The following is a 22822-nucleotide window of genomic DNA, read 5'->3' on the forward strand; positions in this document are numbered from 1 at the left end:
CAGGTAATACTATGACTACCGAATGGAAAGATAGCTACACCAGCAAGTGTGTAACAGCTGTAGAGGCCGTACGCCGTGGTGTCAAACATGGTGATCATATTGTGCTCGGTCACGCAGCGGCAGCCCCAGACAGCATTGTCAAGGCTCTGTACGATCTGCGTGAGGAATTCAAGGACCTCAAGACTTTTCATCTACTCTATCTAGGAGAGCCTTGGCACTTGATGCCGGAGATGAGCTCAACGGTCAAGCCCTACATCAACTTCCTCGACAAGAACTCTCGCATTGCCTACCGAGAGCACCGAGCAGACTTTATCCCTTGTCACTTCCACGAGGTGCCTACGCTCTTCACCTCGGGAGCTTTCCCCGTAGATGTAGCGATGATCCAGATCTCTCGCCCCAATGCCGAGGGCTACTGTTCGTTCGGTATTTCCAATGACTATACTAAGGTGGCTGCCAATCAGGCACGTGTGGTCATCGCAGAGGTCAATCGACAGATGCCTTTCATCGGAGGAGATAACCTGATACATATTGATGAATTGAGCTGCATTGTCGAGGTCGATCGTCCGCTCATTGCTCTACCGCCCGCGACAATCGGAGAGGTAGAGCTCAAGATAGCTAGCTACTGCGCCGAGCTCGTCCAAGACGGCGATACCCTACAGCTTGGCATTGGTGCCATACCAGATGCCGTACTTCAGTGCCTCAAAGATCGCAAAGACCTCGGGATACATACCGAGATGTTTACCGATGGTGTGATGCATCTGGCTCGTTCGGGCCAAATCAATGGTGCACGCAAAACGCTTCATCCCGGCAAGATCGTTACGACGTTTGTGATGGGCTCTCAGGAGCTCTACGAGTTTCTCGACAACAATGATACGATCGAGATTTATCCCGTTAGCTATACCAACGATCCATACGTCGTTGGGCAGAATGATAGGCTCATCTCGATTAACTCTTGTCTAGAGGTAGATCTGACGGGGCAGGTAGCCTCCGAGGCTATTGGCATCAATCAGTTTAGTGGTACGGGCGGCCAAGTAGATTTCTTGAGAGGTGCTAAGCGAAGTAAGGGTGGTTGCTCGATCCTTGCCTTCCGCTCCACTGCACAGAATGACACGATCTCTCGTATCGTCCCCATGTTTGGCGAAGGCTCTAACGTGACGGCTGGGCGCAACGAAGTAGACTACATCATCACGGAGTACGGTCGTGTTCGTCTGCGTGGTCTATCAATCCGGGAGCGAGCCGAGGCACTGGTGTCTGTTGCACACCCCAAGTTCCGTCCAATGCTAGAGGCTGCCATTCGCCAGAGGTTCTACGGCGAATAGATTTGCTTGGTTACGCACGCTCAGTCGTGCCCGCATAAAGTATTCCCCGACGAGGAGCAGGCCCTGCTCCTCGTCGGGGAATACTTTATGTCCGTGTGTCGAGGCTCGCAGCTTGTCTACTCTCGCCAGAAGGGAGCGAGCCTCATACGCCTCCACATCGTACGATCCTCCTCTTGCAGACCTAGCTCATCGAGCTTGACGCACTCGTAGCGGTCGTTTAGGTAGACACGAGGCCCTACGCTGAGCTCTGGGCGAAGTAGAGAGAGGCTATCGGAGCGATACGATGTGCGCACGCCTGCCATATCTAGCAGAGTATGGAAGGTTACGTTGGAAGACACGGGCTTAAACGCATTACCCCTTGCGCTCTCTACCCGCTCAGGAAAGTGCTGCTTGTACGCCGGAGAAGCCCAAAAGAGCGCAGGGATATGCAGCTGATAGTAGGAGAGGGACGGAGAGGAGTGCAAGATGCGCTCTCGCTCATCGTCGTAGACGTCCTCGCCGTGGTCGCTGATGTAGAAGAGTGCCGTAGAGGCATTAGTCTTAGCCTCTAGCTTTGTCATCAGACTATCGAGCAGCAGATCCGTCAAACGAATTGCGTTGTCGTAGCCATTGATCAACCGCTTCCGCTCGCCGACTGAGGCTCGCTCGGCTTGGTCATCGAGGAAGTGAGCTTGCATACGTGGGTAGCGATCCTTGTAGCTGAAGTGTGCGCCGTAGCTATGCAGTACGATGAATAGCTTGCGATGCCCTGCCGCAAGGGCCCGATCGACATACGGAAGCATATCGGTATCATAGATCGGCTGACGATCTAGGAGCGAAACACCCTCGTACAGCTCCTGCTTGATGCGGTGGTGCTGATTGGCTTGCATGGCGAAGAAATCCACAAAACTCCTATTCTCTGGCTGATTACTCAGATAGATCGTATAGAACCCAGCCTCTCGCATCGCTGTGAGTAGTCCTTTGACCTTGGGTAGATCCTCTGCGTGGTGGGCGTCGGCAGGCGAGAGTAATATAGGGACACTCTTGTAAGTGGTGTTGGACTGTGTGATGACGTCCGTGAAAACACTCATTTGCTCTCGACGTCGCATGAGTCTTGGGTTCGTAGCCCTTGGGTAGCCGTAGAGCTCCCAGCTGTATGCTCTGGAGGTTTCTCCCAGTACGAAGATGTAGATCTCCTCTAGGTCGCCAGAGCGTTCGCTCGTAGCGTTGTAGCTAAAGTCTGCCGATGTTTGCTCGTAGCTAGCCACTTCTTGTAGCTTGCCTAGGGCAATGCGCATATTGTTGAAGACGCTCAGTGGATAAACCTCGTTGCGGAGCTTGTAGCCCTCCAGCTCTGGCGAGCGGCGAAAGGCAAGTATAATCATCACTGTGGCAATGATGAGCCCCGAGGCCGTCAGCACACGCCTAGTCTTGAGCGATAGTTCACTGCGCATCTTGATCGACCTAATGGCCAAAGCAGTGGCAAGACCATAGACCGAGAGCACCCCTGCGATTGGGAGGATAATGCCCGAGAGGAGTTCGCCAGCTTCGTCGCTATTGGAGGTAAAGAGGTTGAGGATCATATCCACGGCGATGACACTCCCCGAGAATATGGTCAGTAGGACAAGCTGAAAGGCATTGATCAAGATAAGCGGAATAGTCCACATTAACCCTCGCCCCGGCTTCTTGAAGATAGCGAAGAAGGCCATATAGATACCTAGAGGCAGGAAGAGGTTGATGATCGACTGTGGATAAGGACTAGAGGAGGTCCAGTAAAGTACTACATTGGGCAGAAGTAGTGCCCAAACGAGGCACACATAGTAGAAACGCTGATCGAGTGTGCGTAAGCGGCGCTTGAGTATTTGGAGCAAGTTCACAGAATATACTTGAGTTAGTCGTGGTGATAGGGCTCACCACGAAGAATAGTCATGGCACGATAGATCTGCTCTACGGCGAAGAGGCGTACCATTTGGTGCGAGAAGGTCATACGGCTTAGGGTAATCTGTTCGTTGGCCCGTGCATAAACGTCGGGGGAGAACCCATAGGGTCCTCCTATGACGAAGACCATACGCCGCTCTCCCGAAACCATTCGCTCCTCGAGATGCCGTGCGAAATCCACACTAGTGTAGGCTTTGCCTCGCTCATCGAGCAGAACAAGGCGGTCGGTTGGCTCAATCTGTTTGAGCAGCTCCCGACCCTCCTGCTCTTTTTGTAGCTGAGGCGTAGTCTTGGCCGAGCGCTTGACGTCCGGCAATATCTTTAGGTCGAATGGGAGGTAATGCCCAATCCGACCAACGTAGACTTGGATCAGCTCGTCTAGAGCTCTACTGTCTGTCTTGCCGATGACCAGCAATGTGATGCGCATGCAATGCTATCGTTGAAACAAAAAATAGCTAGGAGGCGTGTCGTAGCATAGCACTTGACGTATGCCGACACGCCGCCTAGCCTTTGATCTATCTCGTATCTAAGACGAGCCCAAACTAAAATGGCAGATCGTCTGCGGCGGCTGGTGCTGCTCCGAGGCCAGAGGTTGGCATCGTGGGAGCAGAGCCGAGCGGATCGAAGGCCTGTGGCTGTGGTGCTGCGTAGCCTGCAGGTGTGGGGGCTGGTGCTACCTGCTGCTGTGGTGCAGATAGAGATACTAGCCCACGATCTACACGCCAAGCACGCACCTCTGTGTACCAGCGACCGTTAAATTCACGGCTCTCGATGTCGATCTGCACCGTTACGTCCTCGCCGACTTGTAGGCCGATGCGGTCAATGTTGTCGCCCCATAGATTGAAACAAATCTTCTTGGGGTACTGACCATCGAGTGTCTCGAGTACATAGTCCTGCTTCTTCCACTCCTTGCCAGAGGCCTTGCCTACTCCACTCTGCAGAGGCAGTACGTGGATGATCTTACCTTGTATTTCCATAATTTTTTATCCCCTTTGCGTTGGGTTATCTATCGTTATATATTGTATTAAGTCTGATTATTTGCCCGAGCGGAACCCAATGATGTGGCGTACCTCCTCGATCGTCTTGGCGGCATGCTCACGAGCTCGCTCTGCTCCTTGACGGGCGATGCGGCGCAGCAGATCTTGGTCTGCGCTGAACTCTGCGATGCGCTCACGGATAGGCGCAGCGTAGGCGTTGATATCGGCCGCAAGCTGTTTCTTCATATCGCCATAGCGAATGGAGCAGTCGTTGTATAGCTCATCGAAGTGCTGGTAGACCTCTGGCGTAGACACAATCTCCATGAAAGTAAATAGATTCTGTATCACGTCTGGCTTCTCGCTATTGGGCTCGGTGGGGCCCGAGTCCGTTACGGCTTTCATCACCTTCTTACTGATGGTTTTCTCGTCGTCCATCAAGTAGATGCAGTTGCCGTCGCTCTTGCCCATCTTACCAGAGCCATCTAGCCCCGGTACTTTGACGGCCTTGCCTGCTAGAGAGTAGCTCTGTGGCTCTGCGAAGTAGTCTACCCCATAGATCGTATTGAAGCGTCGAGCGAACTTACGTGCCATCTCCATATTCTGCTCTTGGTCCTTGCCTACTGGTACCTTCACTCCTTTGTGTAGTAGGATATCGGCTGCCATAAGTGCAGGGTAGGTCAATAGTCCCGCATTGACGTTGTCGGGCTGCTGACGAGCCTTCTCTTTGAAGCTCGTCGTGCGCTCTAGCTCGCCCAGATAGGCATTCATATTGAGGTATAGATAGAGCTCTAGCACCTCGGGTACATCACTCTGTATATAGATCGTTGCTTGCTCTGGGTCTAGACCACAGGCCAGATACTCTGCTAGGATTGTATAAGCATTGCGCACGATGTTGTCGGGGTGCGGATGCGTCGTCAAGGAGTGCCAGTCTGCGATGAAGAAACGACAGTCATACTCTCTCTGCATCTGGACGAATGCGCGTACAGCCCCGAAGTAGTTGCCCAAGTGCAAGTTGCCAGTGGGGCGAATACCGCTAACTACTATTTCCATTTAGTCTTGTCTACTCTTGTAATCTCTGTTTATTAGCTTACGAAGATAGTGGTTAATCCTCATTCCTGCAAAATGAAAGTATTGTTTTACAGACGGATAAACGAGGGTGTAACTTCCATCAATCAGCCATATATCAAACTATTGCCCCCTCCCTAGAAGCGGATAGATGTCATAGACAAGGCGGTGCGTCGAGGTTTGTACACCGACGCACCGCCTTGTCTTATACTCTTCTTAGGCGTATCTAGCCGGAAGCTAGTTTAGCGGATCGAGAGTTTGCTTACGTGCTTGCCCACTCTGAGCAGGTAGATGCCCTTGGTAAGTGTAGATACGTCTACACGAGCATCTGCCGAGAGCTTGCGCTCTAGTACGAGGCGACCAGATAGGTCGAGCAGCTGTACGGTAGCCCCTGCCTCAACACCTGAGAGCTCTACATAGCTCACAGCAGGATTGGGGTGTAGAGTGAAGGCCGTAGCCGCCACATCGCTCACTGAGGTCTTGTGCTTGACTACCACTACGATCTCTGGCTCTTTGGTCACCACGAACTTGTATGGTGCCTTGAGGGCTACGCCATCTACCTTGACCTCAGCCACCTTGTAGTCTGTCGCTGGCTCTACAATCAGCTCTAGCTCTGTGCCGAATAGTACTGCCTTGAGGTTGGGGTTGCCCTTGATCGACAGAGTAGCATGCTCAACCTCTGGGAGCTTGACCTCGAACTTAATCTCTACTCCCTCGTAGGGCTTAGGCTCTGCTCCACCATTCCTGTCGAGCACCTTCCAGCCCTTTGCCTTGGCTTCTGCCACTGTGATAGGGCTGAGGCGTTGGTACTCTCTATTGTTGGTGCCGTCTACAACGACTAGCTTGCCCTCTTTCTCTCTCTGAGCCTCGGAGAGGGTGGGGAGCTGGCTGACCAAATGTGCCATAGCGTGGGGAGATAGTTTGTTCCCAGCGATGTGCAAGCCAAGGAGTTTTTGGTTGTTCGCTATGTCTAGCCAAGTGAGCTTGCTGATGTTCTCGCATACGAGATAGGCTAGCTCGGTGTTTTTGCTCAGATCGAGAGCCGAGAGCGCCGCATTGCCAGATATACGTAGCTCCTTGAGCTTGGTGTTTGCACTTAGGTCAATGCTTGTGAGCTTGTTGAAGTTCAGGTCTAGGCTCTCCAAGTTTTTGAGCTGGCTGACGTCCAGCTTAGTAAACATATTGCCCGGTGCTACAAGAAAGCGTAGGTTGGGGCTCTTGGAGAAGTCGATCGTTTCGAGGGCGTTGTCTTGGCAGCCTAGGTACTCTAAGTTGAGAGTCTGAGTAGAGATCTCGAGTGAGGTTACATCATTCTCCGAGCAGTCTAGCTCGTCTACTCGACCCACAATCTTGATTTCTTTACCTGTAAGCGTGTAAGTCTTGCGGTCGTGCCAGCCTCTACCGCTCTCGAAAGGCTCTTTGACACCCTCGATCTTCACATCGGGCGCCCCTTTGATGCCTAGCGAAATCGTTTCGCCAGATTCTTTATCCACAACTATCTTGATGACAGGCTGGTCTTGTGCTAGGGCAGCAAGGGGGAAAATCAATCCTAATAGGAGGCAAAGCATGGCAGCTCTGCTCATAAATTTTAGATGTTTCATCGTTAAGTTTATTAATGATACACTTTGCGAATAGATGATTCGCACACTACATTCGGCAAAGTTGCGGATTTTATGTATAAGACCCTTGCATTTTGTTGATTTTACCTAGACAATACACTCAAAAACACGGCATAAGCAATGTTTGAATATCTCTATCTAGCCCCCACCTAGCCCCATCTGTGGGAGACAAGCTAAAAGGGGCTAGATTTATATTTTAGCTCAAATTCCAGAATGTTGATGAGAGAAATGCTTTGAAGATGGGCGAAAAACGGCAGATCGCGTATTTGGCCTCTAGGAGGCTCTACACTGCGTTTACCTTCAATTTGGCACTTAGTCCCAGCTGAATGAAAACAACCGCTTAAAACGTCTAATTTGTATTGGTTTAATAATGAGCTGGATAAAATGGAGTTTGCTCCGATTTAATCTAAGTCAAGCTCCGATTTCAGAATTTCTCTGCACTAATCTTTTCGGATGTGTGTACACATCGCATCGGATTAGTCCTACAATCCAAGAAAAACGCTTAGAGTTTTTTCGCGAAGGCGAACCAATCGCCCTAGAAGTAGTTCGCCATTCGTCCCAATTTGACGCCAATTCGTTTACATCATTTAACGAAAAGCGCGAAAAGCTGATTGCCATGTTTTCCGTTTTTCATCGTAGCATGTGGTGTAGCCTATCGGGAGGAATTGAGCATAGGAGGATAGAATTTCCAAGCTATACCCCATTAGGCTAGTATCCCCAATAGAGAGCTCGCTCTAAGTCTAGGTAAAATGCTTACACATAGTATCTAGAGCGTTGAATCGAAGAGAAATATTATGTACATTTGCATCAGATCTATTTGGTTGTACTCGGTTTCATCTTGCCAATCTATTAGAACTACTATGAATAGGCGATGGAGGTGTAGAGAAGCCAGAGTATTCTTGATCCCTTGATTTAAGTTAGATAATTGGATAAGAACGATGAAAGCGAAGTATTTAATGATTGCCATGTTTGCGATCTTTGCTGGCATTATCTATGGAGTTTCTAGAAGCCCCTAGTCAGCAGAAGGTTAAGCTACGCTTCGTGATAACCTTTGACGATGGTACTACCCTCTAGCGTACCGAAGTACTGGAGATACGAGAGAAATCCTAATAGCACCCGAGTAGCTCCCCTTTGAGGCTTTATAGTAGTACCTTAGCTCTTTAAGCGACAACGTCGCGTATGGCGTGGTCGATCAACGGGGTACAGTAATCCCTATGCCGAACTCACATTAAAATGAATATGTTTGCTCGAAGTTGTATGAATAACCCTCCGCTAAACCCAATTAATTAAATGGCTATGAACACTATAAAACAATGCCTTAATACCCATATAAGGAACATAAACAGCAGCTTACTTGTAGGTCTACTACTATTGCTCTCTCTACCACTAGGGGCTCAAGTTGACGAAGATGTAGTCATCACGATGAAGACAAACAAGGCCATCGGGGATACTATTGTTATGGAGTTTGCTGATGATTCCAAAACATTTCGACTAGAAGGAGCAACACTTATTGAGAAGAGGGAAGCCTTTTTTCTCAAAATGTTCTATAAGGTAACCAGCCCTACACTTAAGCTCTTTGGTGATATTGGGCTCTTGATGGTTCCTCGCTGTGGGCTCACCGAGATAGACCTCGGCAAGCATACTCGTTTCGGCTATATCGACTGCTCCAACAATCAACTCAAGCGACTTGACCTCTCTAATGTTACGCTAGGCTCACTATACAGCGAAAACAACCAATTGGAGGAGCTCGATCTTAGCAAAAGCCCCAATCTGCAGATGCTAACATGCCAAAATAACAAACTCAGAGAAATAGATTTAAGTAACAAGCCTAAGCTATCCGAGGTAGATTGTTCGGGTAATGCTCTAGAACGCCTCGAGCTCTCTGGTTCCAACTTAGAGAGACTAAACTGTGAAAACAATAATATTCGAAGTCTTGACCTTCGATCCTGCGATAATCTTACCAGACTATACTGTAGAGGCAATGACCTTGGCGAAATAGACCTGAGTCATTCCCCTGAGTGTAGAACATTAGATTGCTCGATCAATAAGTTGACAGACATACGGGTAAGCGATCGAACTTCGTTTGTGTTCCTATCGCTACACAGCAACCGACTAAAAGACTCTTCCCTAAAAAGGTTAGTAAGCTCCCTGAGGGATGTAACGCCAAACACACCATTCGTCTGTATCGACAAAAAGAACCTCAATGAGGGAAACGAAGTAAGCCAAGAAATCGTTGATCTGGCTACCGAAAAAGGATTCTCTGTCAGAGACTATAACGGAGGTATTGGGGAAGACGGGAAAGTGAGTAATAAAGGCGTTGTCTATATCCATCCGGAGGGAATATCCCAGCCTAGGCTCTCAAGAGATGATCTGCACTTATACCCCAACCCAGCTTACACCTATGTCAATATAGTAGGCGCACACCATGGAGAGCCACTAAGACTCTACACACTAGATGGCAAATTGGTGCGACAACAGATCCTGCAAGGGGAAGACGATTCCCTCGATCTTAGTAAACTCGAGCGAGGCATATACATCCTCCTAGTAGGACCGAGGGCAAAACGAATTACGCTCAAATGAGCTTGATTATTTTTATCCACAAGTAGTCTTACGTGAGTTCGGCGTAAGCCTAAGCTCTTTTTAGATTATTGACTACGTGCTCTAAGTCTAGTGAAGGCTTCTTCTCCAAGGATTGGTAAGCAATGAGTCCTGCAAGTAGATTGGAGCAAAAGTTGTGTATGGTACGATGTCTGGTATGTTCGATTGGGCAATGTTCTTGAGTTGGTCGTTACCCGATTCAATCAAGGCACGTTTACGCAGAAGAACCTTGTCATGCAGATGCATCAAGGGGTTCTTCATATTGCGTTTGCGCTTGGTAATCATATGAATATCATCAACAAACAGTCGTTCAAATAGATCCTGTGAGATGTATCCTCTGTCAGCCACGAGTTTACCAAAGAGCTTGTTTGTAAAGGCATCACTCTTCAAAGGTTCTCTATCATCTGTAGCTCCATGGGTGATTCTAAAAGTGATGATTTCCCCTCTGTCATTAATCACGAGATGTAGCTTAAACCCATAAAACCAGCCCAGCGTAGTCAACTACACAATATATTTCTACTAACTTTGCCTTATCCATAGGATGGGAGTATTTGGTTATCTGTTTGACTTACAACTTAAAGATACTAAATATCTCCCATTCTTACAGTAGATAAACCACTGAGAATCAAGAAAAACTACTGAATCCTTACTCCATTTCTTATACCGAACTCACGTTAAATCGGATTGATGCCCCATATATGCTCCCATTGAGTCATTGCCCTCGAGGGCTCGGCCAGTGGCTATTTGGGGCGAATAGGGTTCTGTGTTTATCTTTGTCGTAGAAATAATTAGATAATAGAAATAGAAAAATGGCATTACAATGCGGCATCGTAGGTCTACCCAATGTGGGTAAATCTACGCTTTTTAACTGCCTATCAAACGCTAAGGCGCAGTCTGCTAACTTCCCCTTCTGTACAATCGAGCCCAACGTAGGGGTAATCACTGTGCCCGATGAGCGTCTCAATAAATTAGCCGAAATCATCAACCCCCAGCGCATCGTCCCTACCACAGTGGAGATTGTAGATATTGCGGGTCTAGTTAAAGGAGCTAGCAAGGGCGAGGGGCTAGGGAATAAGTTCCTCGCCAATATCCGCGAGACTGATGCAATCCTACATGTGCTACGCTGCTTCGACGACGACAACATCACCCACGTAGACGGCTCGGTAGACCCCGTGCGTGATAAGGGTATCATTGATACGGAGCTACAGCTCAAGGATCTGGAAACGGTAGAGGCACGCATACAGAAAGTAGCCAAGCAGGCGCAGACAGGTGGCGACAAGGTAGCCAAGCAGACCTATGAGGTACTGCTCCGCTACAAGGCTGCCCTCGAGCAGGGGCTCAATGCCCGTACGGTAACTTTCGACACCAAAGACGAGCAGAAGATCTCCAAGGAGCTGTATTTGCTCACGAGCAAGCCCGTGCTTTATGTGTGCAATGTCGATGAAGCGAGTGCCGTGTCGGGCAATAAGTATGTGGAAGCCGTGCGTGAGGCAATCAAGGGTGAGTCTGCCGATATCTTGGTCGTAGCGGCTAAAATCGAGAGCGAGATCGCCGAGCTGGAGACCTACGAGGAGCGTCAGATGTTCCTTGGCGAGATTGGTCTAGAAGAGAGTGGTGTGGCACGTCTTATTAAGGCTGCTTATAGTTTGCTCGGCTTGCAGACCTACTTCACCGCTGGGGTTCAGGAGGTGCGTGCTTGGACGTACACCAAGGGGAGCAAGGCTCCTCAGTGTGCAGGCATCATTCATACCGACTTTGAGAAAGGCTTCATCCGTGCCGAGGTCATCAAGTTCGACGACTTCATTCACTATGGCGGCGAAACAGCAGTCAAGGAAGCTGGCAAAATGGCTGTCGAGGGCAAGGAATACGTGGTGCAAGACGGCGACATCATGCACTTCCGCTTCAATGTTTAGGCGATTCTATCGAATTCAATAACGAACAAAAGAGGGGCTGTAGCAAAATCAAACTTGCTACAGCCCCATTTATTATCGCAATGATTATATCGCTTGGATAAACGATCCAATACATTTCAAACGTGAGTTCGGTATAAGATATGGAGTAAGAATTGAGTATTTTTTCTTGATTATCAATGGTTTATCTATTGGAAGAATGGGAGATATTTAGTATCTTTATAGTTGTAAATCAAACAGATAGCCAAATACTCCCATCCTATGGATAAGGCAAAGTTAGTAGAAATATATTGTGTAGTTGATGAGTTTTGTAAAGGCGCTGATCGCTACATGGCACTTAAGCATACTGATCATGTTTCACTTGTCAAGAATGAGAGACCTTAAATCATTCTATCTAGGCTACATCAAAAGGCATTGTCAGCAGGACTTTCCTAAACAGCTATCTTACAATCGCTTTGTTGAGCGACAAACTTCTGTTGGAGTTTATCTGCTACTTTTTCTCAACCTCCGCTGTCTGGGTCCTTGTACGGGCATTTCGTTCATTGACTCGACGCCGCTGCGTGCTTGCCATATCAAGCGCGCTCATCAACACCGTAGCCTCAAGGGCTGGGCACAAACTGGGAAATCTACGCTGGGCTGGTTTTATGGGTTTAAGCTACATCTCGTGATTAATGACAGAGGCGAAATCATCACTTTTAGAATTACTCATGGAGCTACAGATGATAGAGAACCTTTGAAGAGTGAAGCCTTTACGAACAAGCTCTTTGGCAAACTCGTGGCAGACAGAGGATACATCTCACAGGATCTATTTGAACGACTGTTTATTGATGATATTCATATGATTACCAAGCGTAAACGCAATATGAAGAACTCCTTGATGCATCTGCACGACAAGGTTCTTCTGCGTAAACGTGCCTTGATTGAATCGGTTAACGACCAACTCAAGAACATTTGCCAAATCGAACATACCAGACATCGTTCCATAAACAACTTTTGCTCCAATCTACTTGCAGGACTCATTGCTTACCAAGCCTTGGAGAAGAAGCCTTCACTAGACTTAGAGCATGTCGTCAGCACCCTAAAAAGAGCATAAACTTACGCCGAACTCACGTCATATCCAAATGAAGGAAGTTACATTGCATGGTCGGCAGTTTGAGCTCTATATCACGGCCGAGGAAATCAATAAAGCGGTTGTGGCTCTAGGGCATAGGCTCAAAGAGGACTTTAAGGGCAAGAACCCGCTGTTTGTCTGCGTTATGAACGGGGCGTTTATGTTTGCCTCCGAGCTGATGTATGCCATTGACGAAGACTTTGAGGTAGCCTTCGCACGCTACTCGAGCTATGAGGGTACGCAGAGCACCATGAAGCTCAAAGAGATTATGCCTGTAGCACCTGAGCGCATTAAGGGGCGTATCGTCGTCATTGTGGAGGACCTGATTGACACAGGCTATACGATGCAGTGTGTGCGCGACCTCTACCTTACCCAAGGTGCCCAAGAGGTGCATATTGCGTCGATGCTCAGCAAGCCTGCTGCGCTCAAGTGTGATGTACATGCCCAGTATGTAGCCATGGAGATTGACCCTAAGTTCATCGTAGGGCACGGCTTAGACTACGACGATTATGGCCGTATGTACAAGGATATCTATCAACTCAAGGACTAAACTGTAAAATATAATACATTAAGTATGCTAAATCTTATCATCTTTGGAGCTCCCGGCTCTGGCAAAGGCACTCAGAGCGAAGTGCTCATCGAGAAGTATGGATTTGACCATGTGTCTACTGGGGATCTGCTGCGTGCGGCTATCAAGGCGCAGACCGAGCTAGGTCAGGCGGCCAAGGGCTATATAGATGCTGGTCAGTTAGTACCAGACGAGCTCATCATCGGTCTAATCGAGCGCGTGCTTGAGGAGCGTAAGCCCAAGATCGGCCTTATCCTCGACGGCTTTCCTCGTACAGTGCCACAGGCAGAGGCTCTCGACGGTCTGCTGGCTAAGTACCAGACTGCTGTGCATGCCGTGCTAGACCTACAGGTAGACGAAGACGAATTGGTGCAGCGTCTGCTTAAGCGTGGGCAGGAGAGTGGCCGTAGTGATGACAATCTAGAAACGATACAGAAGCGTCTATCGGTCTATCATGCCCAGACTGCCCCTCTGGCTGAGTATTACGCCAAGAAGGGGGTTCACTATGCCCTAGAGGGTATGGGCGCTATCTCCGATATCACAGCACGTATCTCGGCTGTGGTAGATAGCCTCAAGTAAACATCAAACCAAAACAATGGCAGAATCAAATTTTGTCGATTATGTCAAGATCTACTGTCGCTCGGGTAAGGGCGGCAGAGGATCTTCGCATTTCCGACGAGAGAAATATATCCCCAAGGGTGGCCCAGACGGTGGCGACGGAGGACGTGGCGGACACGTCTACATCCGTGCCAATGGTAACTACTGGACGCTCCTGCACCTGCGCTACGAGCGACACATCATGGCTACGGCAGGGCAGGGTGGTAGTGGTAAACGATCCACTGGTGCCGACGGCGAGGACCGCACCATCGAGGTGCCCGTGGGGACGGTAGTCTACGATGCCGAGACGGGCGAGTTCATTATGGACCTCAACAGGGACGGTCAGGTGGAGATGCTCCTCAAGGGTGGGCGTGGAGGTAAGGGTAATACCCACTTCAAGACCGCTACCAACCAAGCTCCTCGCTATGCACAGCCGGGTGAGCCTGCTCAGGAGCGTACCGTTATCCTCCAGCTCAAGATGCTCGCCGATGTAGGGCTTGTGGGGCTACCTAATGCTGGTAAGTCTACGTTGCTCTCTGTGCTGACGGCAGCCAAGCCCAAGATTGCAAACTATCCCTTTACTACTCTTGAGCCCAATCTGGGCATGGTGCAGTATCGCGACAATCGCTCTTTCGTGATGGCGGATATACCGGGGATTATCGAGGGGGCGTCCGAAGGCAAGGGTTTGGGACTCCGCTTCCTGCGCCATATCGAGCGCAATGCTCTACTGCTATTTATGATTCCTGCCGATACGGAGCATATCGCTCAGGAGTATCAGCTTCTGCTGAGCGAACTTACCAAATACAATGCCGAGCTTGCCGACAAACGTAAGGTACTCGCCATTACCAAGTGTGACCTCATCGATCAAGAGCTGCAAGAGCTACTACGTGCCGAGCTCCCTGAGGGGCTACCTGTGATTTTCATTTCTGCGGTGGCACACATGGGGCTCGTTGAACTCAAGGATCTGCTCTGGAAAGAGCTCAACCGAGAAACCAAACACCAAGTAGAGAGCATAGTCCACAAGGCTATGGACATCAAGAGCCTAGAGTGGGACGATGACTGGGACGATGCCCCAGAGATTGAGGAAGACGAAGAGTATGACGAGGGAGACTGGGGGGAGGACACGGATATTGAGATTGACTGGGACGAAGAACCATAGTAGAGGCAGAGCGGAGTTTATGAGGTTGGTCGTGTGGGGTACTATGGTCGCTGGGGTGACTAGGTTCAGGCTTATAGGTCTGACTGCTCTATTGACTTGTATATGTGCTGGCACGAGTATGGCACAGAGTAGCGACCTGACGATCACACCGCTGAGCGATATTGCCAGACTAGAGCACAACCCAGCCTATTTCCCCAAGCAGAGGCGGATAATCCTCGGGGTAAATCTAGGTCAGGACGTGCGTATGAAGGATAAACCCCTCTCTTCTGTTGGTCGCCTTACTTGGGGGCATAGTGGTCTGCTAGATCTCCCGGACTACGAGCGTAGAGGCGTAGCACTGTCCTTTGGTAGGCCTACACGTTGGGGATTTTTGAGTATTCTTGGTGGGTACAGCTCTTTGGGTTATGCGTATCTAGATGCACCCTTGAGAGATTTTGCCCGTTTGCCGATAGGGTGTCTTGTGGGACGCTCCCTCGTGAGCGAGGGCGTACGGCTACGACAGACGGACTATCTCTATGCCTCGGCGGGTTGGTCGTTCGATGAGCTTCTTGAGTATCGTCGCCTTAGACTGGGGCTTAGGCTGCGTGTGATGATGGGGCTACGGCACTTCGAGCGGGATATGGGGCGCTTCAACCTCAAGGCCTCCCCCAAGGGCGACGTAGTTGATGCCAATATCGACTATGAGTTCCTTAGAGCTGGGTTTATTTATTACGGCGAGCGAGAGTACCGCAAGGTAAGTATCGCCGAGTATTATGGTCAGCAAACCTCGGTAGGGCTGGCTTATGGGCTAGCTGCCGAGCTAGGCTTTGAGTATGACCTTAGCAATCAGCTCACGCTATCGTGGACCATCACGGATCTTGGTGGAATTCATTGGGAGCGTGCCCTACGAGGTCGGACAGGCGCCGACCCCAAAGTAGAGGCCAAGGATAAGCGATTTGCCCAGAAGCCCAAGGCCAAGGATACGCCAGAGGGACCCAAGAACATCTCCGATATTCTCTATCAGGTAGACGAGGTGGTGGGTAAGAATGTACAGACCCAAGACGCCTATTCGGCCGGTACTAATACATGGTTGGCTCCTCGTGGTCATGTAGCTCTGGAGTATTGTCCTATCAAGGCGTTCAAGCTCTCGGGCTTGGTTGGAGCATCTGAGTACGACTACAAGCATTACGCTTGGGAGGCTGCACTAGCTGCTACATGGCAACCTAGCCACTACTTCGGGTGCAACCTCGCCTTTTTTTCGCATCATCACTCACGTGCTAATGTTGGCCTTGGGCTCACAGGCGGTCTTGAGCAGTTACTTCTCTCTGTGTCTATTGCCAAGGGATTTTCATCGGGCCGTTTGGGCGATCGGTATATACAGCTAGGGATGCAATTGAACTTCTAATGCATCATCTTAATGATGCCTAAAAACAATAGCTCTATGAAAACGAAGTGGTCTATTTGGTTTGTTGTGCTGGCGTTGTTTCCCAGCCTCTCGGCCTATGCCCAGAGCAATTCCTTCATAATGCTTGGCTCCCTCAACGATTTTGCAGCCCTAGATCTCAATGCCTCGCACATCCCCGATCGAGGTACGGTACTGGTAGGTTTGGGTTCGAGTATAGACGTCCGCTCTCAGAGTGGTATACTCACCCCAGAGCTTTCTCCTTTTTGGGGTCGTTCAAGCTCTTTGGAGCTAGATCGCCCCGATGTGAAGTCTGGTAAGATAGGCTTGGATCTAGGAGTGAACACCAAGTGGGGTTTCTTCTCGTACCAGCTTTCATTCAACTGGATTGGAGAATATACGGCAGATCCTGCGATCAGAACCTTGATACAGACCAATCCTACTCAGCTTGCAGGTAAGCACATACAGACTGGAGGATTGGGGGAATATTTCCTTGGCTACCAAGAGCACGCTATGGGGTTCTCTACCGATAGACTATTGTCGAGCCGACGGCTCAAGGTCGGGGCTAGATTCAAGCTGCTTCATGGCTTCGACTATCGAGATAGTAAGCCCGAATACCTGACCCTTGGCTTCGATGTCAAGGGAGGACTCTCCGAGGCCTCTCTACGCTACACCGCCGTGCGTACTGGAGTAACCGGAGGGTTTGTTCCCGGTGATCCCAAACAAGGAGAAGCCGCAGACAGATATTATCGCATGGAGGGAATGCCCGGAGGACGCTCTACAGGCTGGGGGATTGACCTCGGTGTGGAGTACGAGCTAACCCGTGATCTTAGTTTTGGCCTTGCTCTCAATGATCTCGGGTTCCTCGTTTGGGATAGAGCCGTAGAGGTGGAGGCTAATTGGCCCAAGGAGTCGCCCTACCACTTCGTCAATAACTCTCGTTGGGGAGAGTCAAAGCCTAACGACTCTCACGTAGACAAGGCACTTCTCCGCTTGAAGCAGATAGATGACTTGCTAGACAATGATCTTATCCTCAAACGGCATATCTCATCATTGCGCACATGGGTCCCTGCTCATTTCTACCTCACCTCGACCTACAAGCCTATGCATTGGCTACAGCTCAAAGCACTTGCCGGAGCATCTCTCTATCGTAGTAAGGCAAACTGGGAGGGTGCATTGGGACTCGTCTTACAGCCAACCAAATGGTTAGGGACCACGGTGACTTATTCTTCTGTCCCATTTGCTAGAGGCGAATTCGGGGCTGGGTTAGTGTTTGGGAAATATCTGCAGGTCGCATTTGGGCTCGACGGGCTTGGACATAGCAAGCACAGTGTACGAAGCTATATCGGAGTACATGTGCGTATCTGATCGTTGTAACTAAATAATCATGCTGAGCGAACAGCTAAAGACATATCTGATAGAGTTTCTTGTGGGCGTCGAGGTCGATGCTCAGACAGTCCGAGCTGGTTGCATCACGGATAGACAGTTGGCACGTGCCAACCTGATTGGCTATACTCGCAATCCTAGGGAGATGACTCGCTACAAGCTAGTCATCTATCCCTCGGATTTTTTCGACTTCGGGGTCTATGGCACAGAGCAAGCTCAGCCTATCTTACCCTTACAGGACTGGAGGGGTATCCCTCTGCTCTTTGGAGAGGCCCGAGAGGAGTGGATCAACGAGGGCAAGACGCTTGTAGTATATGCCGATGTCTTAGCCTCTACCTACTATCTCACTAGCCGATATGAAGAGATGTATCGCCGAGGAGAGCGGGATCAACATGGGCGTTTCCCCGGCAAGTCCTCTCTTCCTTACCGAGCAGGCTTTATCCATCGTCCTATTGTAGACGAATACGGAGAGGTTCTCAGGGCGATACTGCTAGAGCACGATATGCTCTCTAGCCGAGGACTATCGCTTTGCGCTCGTCCGCCCTTCTTCAGTAAGATCAACCTTACGCACGATGTTGATCAGCCCTACCTCTATCGAGGAGTGTGGAGCTACTTGAGGGCTGTGCTCAAAGATGGGCGTAATCCCTTCACCGCTTTCGGACTGTGCTTTGGGCACCCTAAAAACGATGAGTTCAATACCTTCAGCAAGTTCATCGCATGGAATAAGCAGCTTATTCGCAGGACGCCCGAGGGTATGACGGATATGATTTTCTTCCTCAAGACCCCTGCCGATCATAAGCTCGACAAACCGAACTATCGGTTGCGCCGACCCTATATGCGTACCCTGCTTGCACAGATGAGGCGAGCTGGGGCTCGGTTAGGCTTGCACTGCAGCTATGCCTCTGGGCTGATGCCTCAGCTCATCGCTGAGCAGAGGCAGTATCTGCAGAAGCAACTAGGTATGACGATCCATAAGTCTAGGCATCACTTCTTGGCGTTGCGTGAACCGGAAGACATGTTGCTCCTCTATAGTGCTGGCATTAGGCACGACTACACGATGGGTTATGCCGATGTGGCAGGGTTTCGTTTGGGAACGTGTCGCCCAGTTAAGTTTATTAATCCCAATACACGTAGCCTCACAGAGCTTGTGCTACACCCCTTGACGATGATGGACGTAACCCTCTCAAGGCAGGACTATATGGGGCTCAGCCTACAAGAGGCCGAGAGCTACGCTGAGGGATTGATTAGACAAGTGGCTCACTACAACGGCGAGCTCAATCTGCTTTGGCACAATGAGCAGTTTAGCCCTACGGTACATTCGTGGCAGACTTCCCTATACAGATATTTATTAGGTGTCATTGAGGATATAGAGTATGAAGATCTGCAGCGCAGAGATCCCGAGGCTGTAGAACTGGCCAAGCACCTTAGTTCGTGCGGTGGTACCGAAATACATCTTTAGTTTGGCATGAAGCGAGTCCTAATTCTTTGCGATCTCTACCCCCCTGCCTTCGCTCCCCGTGTGGCTTATCTGACGCAGTACTTGCGCTCCTTCGGTTGGCAACCGATGGTTTTCACAGAGCAGGTCGGTACCCATCAGCTCTTTGCCGACTTCCTAATCCCTTGCCCTGTCTATCGAGTGTACTTACGCCCCGAGCGAGGTTGGGAGCGTTTGTTGGCTTTTGCCTTGGAGCTCGTGGCTGAGTACAAGGAGCGGAGCTTTGCCCGTACTATCATAGCTTACATGCAGGAGCACGGACTCGCTCGCCCCGATGCCATTCTCTGTATGACCTATCGCAAGTTCCCGCTCCGCACAGCGCAGACGCTGGCTCGGCTCTGGGGCGTGTCTTGGCTAGCCGATTGCAGAGATTTGGTGGAGCAGTATAGCGATGGCGATTTTTTGCCTAGACCTATTCGCTTGGGTCCCCTTCGCCTACGTTGGCTGGAGCGCTTACTAGCTAAGCGATTTATTGAGCTGCGTAACCGAGCGTTTGCATCGGCTAAGGGTGTAATTACAGTTTCTCAGTGGCATCGTAGCCTTCTTAGCCAAGTGCATTCGTCGGTTTCTATTATATATAATGGTTACGACCACAAACTCTTTGCTCCGAGCTATCCGCCTCAGACGACTTTTCGGATTGTTTTTACGGGGCGATTGCTTAGCCTTGCTATGAGGGATCCGTCGCTATTGCTCGAAGCATTGGCCTCCGAAGAGCTACGATCAATCCCCTTGTCAGTAGACTTCTACACCGACGACTACTCGGCCGAGTTGCTTCGCTCACTACCTCTTTTCGTCGCCGATCCTCGTTGTCATATTCATGCTATGGTTCCCTCACGGCAGGTGCCTAGTCTATTGGCTGAAGCCAGTATCATTCTTTTGCTCGGCAATGCTGAGAATGGGTCCGATGGCCCCAACGGAATGGTTTCAACTAAGCTCTTCGAGGCCTTGGCGATGCAGAAGCCGACATTGCTTCTCCCCGATAGCTCGGGCGAGGCAGCGCAGATCCTTGTGCGCTCTGGCTGTGGCTTAGCCTCGGGAGAGAGAGGAGAAATCATTAACTTCGTCCTACAGCACTACACTGAGTGGGTGCAGATGGGCTTCACTGCAGCACGTCATGCTGACGACCAGTACATACAGCAGTTTAGCCGCAGGCGTGAGGCTCAGCAGTTTGCTGGGCTACTAGATCAGATCACAGAATGAACGAAACGAATATATTCCGCCCACTTAGATGGGCTAAACCCTCCAACTATCCCTATAGCCTTATTGCTGGCCCATGTAGTGCCGAGAGCGAAGAACAAGTATTGCAGACGGCTCGAGCATTGGCAGGGCAGGGCGTAACGGTTTTTAGGGCTAGTCTATGGAAACCTCGTACTCGCCCCGGCGGATTCGAAGGTGTTAGCGAAGCAGGTATCCCATGGCTCGAGCGTGTGCGTGACGAGTTGGGGCTTCAGGTCGCCACAGAGGTTGCTACACCTCGCCACATAGACTTGATGCAGCGTGCCGGCTTCGATACTTTTTGGATTGGTGCACGCACGACGTCTAGCCCGTTCGCTATTACGGAGCTGGCGGAGGCTCTCAGTGGCCGAGAGGTTACAGTGCTGGTAAAGAATCCAATCAACCCCGATATTGAGCTCTGGGAGGGCGCACTGCTTCGCCTCAAAGGTGCTGGCGTTGACAACGTCGGTGCGATACATCGTGGGTTCAGTACCTATGGTGAGGCCAAGTATCGCAATACGCCTCTGTGGCAAATCCCCATAGAGCTCAAGCGTCGTCACCCCGAGCTGACCCTACTGGCCGACCCTAGCCACATAGGCGGACGCAGAGATCTGATTGAGCCTCTCTCTCGAGAAGCGATAGAGCTACACTACGACGGGCTGATCATCGAGACGCATTGTGCCCCAGATTTGGCACTCAGCGATGTTGCCCAGCAGGTAACGCCCGAGCGACTTAGGGAGATTCTTGGTGAAATCTCTATGCCAGAGGCCGACGAAGCGGGGGCCGAGGGTCTACGTGTCTGGCGAGCGGAGATAGATCGTCTAGACAATGCTCTGCTTGATCTCTTGGCCAAACGTATGAGCCTCGTCAAAGAGATTGGAGCCTACAAGGACAAAAATAATCTCTGCATTCTCCAGCCTAGTCGCTATCGAGAGCTGATGGCTCAGAGAGCAACCCTAGGACAGGAGCTAGGTCTTGATGAGGTTCTAGTACACGATCTCTTCAGCCTGATTCACGAAACTTCTATTCATCTACAGCAACAGAAGCGATGACACTACGGGCGAATGGGATACATTGGATGGTGCTTACCATTGGGAGCAATACGGATGCGCCGCGACACGTTGCATACGTAGAGCGTGCCCTAGGCGAGCACTTCTCTGTTTGTAAGGCTACCCAGCCAGTACAGACAGCGCCGATAGATTTTCCCTATGCCTCGGCAGACTTTACCAACATCGTCCTCGTGGCCAAGACTACACTGAGCCAAAACGAGGTCTACACGATCCTCAAACAGCTCGAAACTGACTGCGGACGAACCCCACAGAGTAGGCAGATTCACCCAGAGCTCGTTCCGATGGATCTTGATTTGATTGTCTGGGACGGAGAGGTCTGTAAGCCTCGGGATCTGACGCGTCCATACGTACAGAGCGGTCTAGCTGCTCTGGGCGTAGAGATCACTGACGAACATTGAACAATGAAGAATCAACTTAGACAAGGCGTGTACAGGAGCTACTTGCTGCCAATTCTAGCCCTCTGCGTCCTCCTGCCCTTGGAGCTGATGGGGCAGAGCCGTGGCGCAACGCTACACTATATCTCGCTCCCTGCGACCACCAAGACGATGGCGCTAGGCGGAGTGACAACGACTATTGTGGCCAACGATGTGGCGTTAGCACTAGAGAGCCCTGCGTTATTCGGTCTCGAACAGAATGGACAGCTCTCCCTCTCCTATATGAACTATCTCGGGAATGCGAACCTAGGTACAGCTTTCTACGGCCGGGCACTCGGGGAGCGTGGAGCTTGGGGGGTTGGAGCTCGGTTTATCGACTATGGTAGCCAAGAGGAGCGCAGCCTGCAAGGGGTTTACTTGGGCACATTCCGTCCCCGTGATGTGATGCTCCAAACCTCCTACAGCTACGAGCTGACCGAGCACCTCAGAGCTGGCATCTCGCTCAAGGGGACTTATAGCTCGATCCTCGAATATACCGCTTGGGGGCTTGGGGCTGATCTTGGTCTGAATTACTTCAGCGAAAACAAAGAACGCTCTGTGGGTATAGCGCTTGTCAATGTCGGTACGCAGTTTCGTCCCCTTGGTCTTGGCTCTCAAGAGGCGATGCCTTGGGATATTCGTGTGGGCTACTCACAGAAGTTTGCCCACGCGCCCTTTCAGGTCCATCTGACGGCATACAGCCTGCGCCCCAAGCATACGGGCGAGTTTACCCCTACGCTAGGGCGTACTGGTCGTATCCTGCGGCACCTTGCCCTAGGTGTCGAATACATTCCTAGCAATCACTTTTGGCTTGCTCTGGGCTATAACCCTCGCATTGCCCAAGACTATCGTGAGCTGAGAGGCGCTAAGCTCTCTGGGCTCTCGGCTGGCGTTGGGATCAATCGGGCAGGCTATCGTGTCGCTGTGTCTGCAGTAGCTTACGATAGTTCTTTCTGGGGCTTCATGGCGACCTTCAGTACCGACTTCGGTTTGGTCGATCGCCTCTAATTTATCCACCCATT

General features: G+C 50.5%; 19 protein-coding genes and 1 pseudogene. 14 read left to right on the plus strand and 6 right to left on the minus strand.

What is annotated here, in order from left to right; all coding sequences use genetic code 11:
- The first annotated feature begins 11 nt into the window (after positions 1-11).
- Positions 12-1319 (plus strand): acetyl-CoA hydrolase/transferase family protein, encoded by a 1308-nt coding sequence (locus tag HQ41_RS00225; protein WP_044186328.1) that lies wholly within the window; start codon positions 12-14, stop codon positions 1317-1319.
- A gap of 116 nt (positions 1320-1435) precedes the next feature.
- Here the strand turns inward: HQ41_RS00225 and HQ41_RS00230 are convergent, their stop codons facing one another.
- From HQ41_RS00230 to HQ41_RS00250, 5 genes are all read right to left on the minus strand, one after another.
- The gene (locus HQ41_RS00230; RefSeq protein WP_052405186.1) at positions 1436-3175 is read right to left on the minus strand and encodes a phosphoethanolamine transferase; all 1740 of its coding nucleotides are present in this window, start codon (positions 3173-3175) and stop codon (positions 1436-1438) included.
- 14 nt (positions 3176-3189) lie between these two features.
- Positions 3190-3663, minus strand: a complete 474-nt coding sequence (gene rlmH, locus HQ41_RS00235; protein ID WP_044186330.1) for a 23S rRNA (pseudouridine(1915)-N(3))-methyltransferase RlmH — start codon at positions 3661-3663, stop codon at positions 3190-3192.
- Between the two features lie 115 nt (positions 3664-3778).
- Entirely contained in the window at positions 3779-4213 is a 435-nt protein-coding gene (locus HQ41_RS00240) for a DUF3127 domain-containing protein (RefSeq protein ID WP_044186333.1), read from the minus strand.
- Between the two features lie 57 nt (positions 4214-4270).
- A complete protein-coding gene (trpS, locus tag HQ41_RS00245) occupies positions 4271-5263 on the minus strand; it encodes a tryptophan--tRNA ligase (protein ID WP_044186336.1) in 993 nt (330 codons plus the stop codon).
- Positions 5264-5520: 257 nt separating this feature from the next.
- Entirely contained in the window at positions 5521-6879 is a 1359-nt protein-coding gene (locus HQ41_RS00250; protein ID WP_081964692.1) for a leucine-rich repeat domain-containing protein, read from the minus strand.
- Between the two features lie 1440 nt (positions 6880-8319).
- Between HQ41_RS00250 and HQ41_RS00260 the strand changes: the two genes are divergently transcribed.
- Positions 8320-9477 carry a T9SS type A sorting domain-containing protein gene (locus tag HQ41_RS00260; RefSeq protein WP_161780563.1) on the plus strand — a complete coding sequence of 386 codons (1158 nt, stop codon included), beginning with the start codon at positions 8320-8322 and terminating at the stop codon, positions 9475-9477.
- 49 nt (positions 9478-9526) lie between these two features.
- Here the strand turns inward: HQ41_RS00260 and HQ41_RS00265 are convergent.
- Positions 9527-9993, minus strand: a pseudogene (locus HQ41_RS00265) (IS982 family transposase); the annotation flags it as partial.
- A gap of 311 nt (positions 9994-10304) precedes the next feature.
- On the opposite strand from HQ41_RS00265, the gene ychF reads away from it, so the two are divergent.
- The 12 genes from ychF to porQ all read left to right on the plus strand — a co-directional run bounded on the left by ychF (position 10305) and on the right by porQ (position 22808).
- Positions 10305-11408 (plus strand): redox-regulated ATPase YchF, encoded by a 1104-nt coding sequence (ychF, locus tag HQ41_RS00270; RefSeq protein WP_044186347.1) that lies wholly within the window; start codon positions 10305-10307, stop codon positions 11406-11408.
- 298 nt (positions 11409-11706) lie between these two features.
- Entirely contained in the window at positions 11707-12498 is a 792-nt protein-coding gene (locus HQ41_RS00275; protein ID WP_152567283.1) for an IS982 family transposase, read from the plus strand.
- Positions 12499-12526: 28 nt separating this feature from the next.
- The gene (locus HQ41_RS00280) at positions 12527-13066 is read left to right on the plus strand and encodes a phosphoribosyltransferase (protein ID WP_044186349.1); all 540 of its coding nucleotides are present in this window, start codon (positions 12527-12529) and stop codon (positions 13064-13066) included.
- A 24-nt stretch (positions 13067-13090) separates the two neighbouring features.
- On the plus strand, positions 13091-13663 hold the full coding sequence (locus tag HQ41_RS00285) for an adenylate kinase (RefSeq protein WP_044186350.1): 573 nt from the start codon (positions 13091-13093) through the stop codon (positions 13661-13663).
- Between the two features lie 16 nt (positions 13664-13679).
- Complete coding sequence (gene obgE / locus HQ41_RS00290) at positions 13680-14840, plus strand: GTPase ObgE (protein ID WP_044186352.1); 1161 nt, start codon at positions 13680-13682, stop codon at positions 14838-14840.
- 118 nt (positions 14841-14958) lie between these two features.
- Complete coding sequence (locus HQ41_RS00295; protein WP_044186355.1) at positions 14959-16224, plus strand: DUF5723 family protein; 1266 nt, start codon at positions 14959-14961, stop codon at positions 16222-16224.
- A gap of 36 nt (positions 16225-16260) precedes the next feature.
- Positions 16261-17589, plus strand: coding sequence for a DUF5723 family protein (locus tag HQ41_RS00300; protein WP_044186358.1), 1329 nt, complete (start codon positions 16261-16263; stop codon positions 17587-17589).
- Between the two features lie 19 nt (positions 17590-17608).
- Entirely contained in the window at positions 17609-19066 is a 1458-nt protein-coding gene (locus HQ41_RS00305) for a polysaccharide deacetylase family protein (RefSeq protein ID WP_235316866.1), read from the plus strand.
- 6 nt (positions 19067-19072) lie between these two features.
- Positions 19073-20302, plus strand: a complete 1230-nt coding sequence (locus HQ41_RS00310) for a glycosyltransferase (RefSeq protein WP_044186360.1) — start codon at positions 19073-19075, stop codon at positions 20300-20302.
- Positions 20299-21369 carry a bifunctional 3-deoxy-7-phosphoheptulonate synthase/chorismate mutase type II gene (locus HQ41_RS00315; protein WP_081964693.1) on the plus strand — a complete coding sequence of 357 codons (1071 nt, stop codon included), beginning with the start codon at positions 20299-20301 and terminating at the stop codon, positions 21367-21369. The genes HQ41_RS00310 and HQ41_RS00315 overlap by 4 nt, the downstream gene beginning before the upstream one ends.
- On the plus strand, positions 21366-21785 hold the full coding sequence (locus HQ41_RS00320; protein WP_044186363.1) for a 2-amino-4-hydroxy-6-hydroxymethyldihydropteridine diphosphokinase: 420 nt from the start codon (positions 21366-21368) through the stop codon (positions 21783-21785). Before HQ41_RS00315 ends, HQ41_RS00320 begins: the two co-directional genes overlap by 4 nt.
- Positions 21786-21788: 3 nt before the next feature.
- Positions 21789-22808, plus strand: a complete 1020-nt coding sequence (gene porQ, locus HQ41_RS00325) for a type IX secretion system protein PorQ (protein ID WP_052405188.1) — start codon at positions 21789-21791, stop codon at positions 22806-22808.
- Positions 22809-22822: the final 14 nt, after the last annotated feature.

The sequence above is a fragment of the Porphyromonas sp. COT-290 OH860 genome (genome assembly GCF_000768935.1).
Classification (GTDB): domain Bacteria; phylum Bacteroidota; class Bacteroidia; order Bacteroidales; family Porphyromonadaceae; genus Porphyromonas.

Bases quoted from the DNA above. Each gene is read 5' to 3' on its own strand.
- HQ41_RS00225 (WP_044186328.1), top strand. From the start codon at position 12: ATGACTACCGAATGGAAAGATAGCTACACCAGCAAGTGTGTAACAGCT.
- rlmH (WP_044186330.1), bottom strand. From the start codon at position 3,663: ATGCGCATCACATTGCTGGTCATCGGCAAGACAGACAGTAGAGCTCTA.
- HQ41_RS00240 (WP_044186333.1), bottom strand. From the start codon at position 4,213: ATGGAAATACAAGGTAAGATCATCCACGTACTGCCTCTGCAGAGTGGA.
- trpS (WP_044186336.1), bottom strand. From the start codon at position 5,263: ATGGAAATAGTAGTTAGCGGTATTCGCCCCACTGGCAACTTGCACTTG.
- HQ41_RS00250 (WP_081964692.1), bottom strand. From the start codon at position 6,879: ATGAAACATCTAAAATTTATGAGCAGAGCTGCCATGCTTTGCCTCCTA.
- HQ41_RS00260 (WP_161780563.1), top strand. From the start codon at position 8,320: ATGAAGACAAACAAGGCCATCGGGGATACTATTGTTATGGAGTTTGCT.
- ychF (WP_044186347.1), top strand. From the start codon at position 10,305: ATGGCATTACAATGCGGCATCGTAGGTCTACCCAATGTGGGTAAATCT.
- HQ41_RS00275 (WP_152567283.1), top strand. From the start codon at position 11,707: ATGAGTTTTGTAAAGGCGCTGATCGCTACATGGCACTTAAGCATACTG.
- HQ41_RS00280 (WP_044186349.1), top strand. From the start codon at position 12,527: ATGAAGGAAGTTACATTGCATGGTCGGCAGTTTGAGCTCTATATCACG.
- HQ41_RS00285 (WP_044186350.1), top strand. From the start codon at position 13,091: ATGCTAAATCTTATCATCTTTGGAGCTCCCGGCTCTGGCAAAGGCACT.
- obgE (WP_044186352.1), top strand. From the start codon at position 13,680: ATGGCAGAATCAAATTTTGTCGATTATGTCAAGATCTACTGTCGCTCG.
- HQ41_RS00295 (WP_044186355.1), top strand. From the start codon at position 14,959: ATGGCACAGAGTAGCGACCTGACGATCACACCGCTGAGCGATATTGCC.
- HQ41_RS00300 (WP_044186358.1), top strand. From the start codon at position 16,261: ATGAAAACGAAGTGGTCTATTTGGTTTGTTGTGCTGGCGTTGTTTCCC.
- HQ41_RS00305 (WP_235316866.1), top strand. From the start codon at position 17,609: ATGCTGAGCGAACAGCTAAAGACATATCTGATAGAGTTTCTTGTGGGC.
- HQ41_RS00310 (WP_044186360.1), top strand. From the start codon at position 19,073: ATGAAGCGAGTCCTAATTCTTTGCGATCTCTACCCCCCTGCCTTCGCT.
- HQ41_RS00315 (WP_081964693.1), top strand. From the start codon at position 20,299: ATGAACGAAACGAATATATTCCGCCCACTTAGATGGGCTAAACCCTCC.
- HQ41_RS00320 (WP_044186363.1), top strand. From the start codon at position 21,366: ATGACACTACGGGCGAATGGGATACATTGGATGGTGCTTACCATTGGG.
- porQ (WP_052405188.1), top strand. From the start codon at position 21,789: ATGAAGAATCAACTTAGACAAGGCGTGTACAGGAGCTACTTGCTGCCA.